Source organism: Halarchaeum salinum, from assembly GCF_039520965.1.
In the GTDB taxonomy this organism is placed as follows: Archaea; Halobacteriota; Halobacteria; order Halobacteriales; family Halobacteriaceae; genus Halarchaeum; species Halarchaeum salinum.
On sequence record NZ_BAAABL010000094.1, the window covers coordinates 1 to 1,731 of the forward strand.

1 rRNA gene is annotated in these 1,731 nt (G+C 57.4%); it reads left to right on the forward strand.

Annotated features, from left to right (window positions below):
- Positions 1-135: 135 nt before the first annotated feature.
- Positions 136-1,608: ribosomal RNA gene (locus tag ABDZ36_RS14675) — 16S ribosomal RNA — on the forward strand.
- Positions 1,609-1,731: the final 123 nt, after the last annotated feature.

Here is a 1,731-nt window from a genome sequence, read left to right on the forward strand (position 1 = left end):
ATCCTACCCCTGCGGTCCGCCGTACAGATGGGATCTGATGTTAGCCTCGATGGTCAGTGACATCCGGCTGGTGTGACTTCGTGTCGCAACCAGCGGAACCTTTGTTCCCGCCGAGCTGGAGTTACACTCCAGCACATTCCGGTTGATCCTGCCGGAGGTCATTGCTATCGGAGTCCGATTTAGCCATGCTAGTTGTACGAGTTGAGACTCGTAGCGGAAAGCTCAGTAACACGTGGTCAAGCTACCCTGTAGCGACGGATAACCTCGGGAAACTGAGGCTAATACGTCATAACGCTCGATATCTGGAGTGATTCGAGCCGGAAACGCCTTGGTGCTACAGGATGCGACTGCGGTCGATTAGGTAGACGGTGGGGTAACGGCCCACCGTGCCCATAATCGGTACGGGTTGTGAGAGCAAGAGCCCGGAGACGGTATCTGAGACAAGATACCGGGCCCTACGGGGCGCAGCAGGCGCGAAACCTTTACACTGTACGGAAGTGCGATAGGGGGACTCCGAGTGTGTGGGCATAGAGCTCACACTTTTGTAGACCGTAAGGTGGTCTACGAATAAGAGCTGGGCAAGACCGGTGCCAGCCGCCGCGGTAATACCGGCAGCTCGAGTGATGACCGATTTTATTGGGCCTAAAGCGTCCGTAGCTGGCCAGGCAAGTCCGTTGGGAAATCCACCTGCTTAACAGGTGGGCGTCCAGCGGAAACTGCTTGGCTTGGGACCGGAAGATCCAAGGGGTACGTCCGGGGTAGGAGTGAAATCCTGTAATCCTGGACGGACCGCCGATGGCGAAAGCACCTTGGAAGGACGGATCCGACAGTGAGGGACGAAAGCTAGGGTCTCGAACCGGATTAGATACCCGGGTAGTCCTAGCTGTAAACGATGTCCGCTAGGTGTGGCACAGGCTACGAGCCTGTGCTGTGCCGTAGGGAAGCCGAGAAGCGGACCGCCTGGGAAGTACGTCTGCAAGGATGAAACTTAAAGGAATTGGCGGGGGAGCACTACAACCGGAGGAGCCTGCGGTTTAATTGGACTCAACGCCGGACATCTCACCGGCTCCGACAGTAGTAATGACGGTCAGATTGACGATCTTACCCGATGCTACTGAGAGGAGGTGCATGGCCGCCGTCAGCTCGTACCGTGAGGCGTCCTGTTAAGTCAGGCAACGAGCGAGACCCGCACGTCTAATTGCCAGCAACACCCTTGTGGTGGTTGGGTACATTAGGCGGACTGCCAGTGCTAAACTGGAGGAAGGAACGGGCAACGGTAGGTCAGCATGCCCCGAATGAGCCGGGCTACACGCGGGCTACAATGGCCGAGACAGTGGGTTGCAACACCGAGAGGTGGCGCTAATCTCCTAAACTCGGTCGTAGTTCGGATTGAGGGCTGAAACTCGCCCTCATGAAGCTGGATTCGGTAGTAATCGCGTGTCAAGAGCGCGCGGTGAATACGTCCCTGCTCCTTGCACACACCGCCCGTCAAAGCACCCGAGTGGGGTCCGGATGAGGCCACTGTATAGTGGTCGAATCTGGGCTCCGCAAGGGGGCTTAAGTCGTAACAAGGTAGCCGTAGGGGAATCTGCGGCTGGATCACCTCCAACGCACCGGGATCGAATCCTTCTGGGGTTCGACCCACCTTCGCGACACGGTTCGCGCCAGTCGGACACTTAAGACCATCGAGGCTAACGAAACTCCTCCAGTTTGGTGGAGGATGGGCCCATA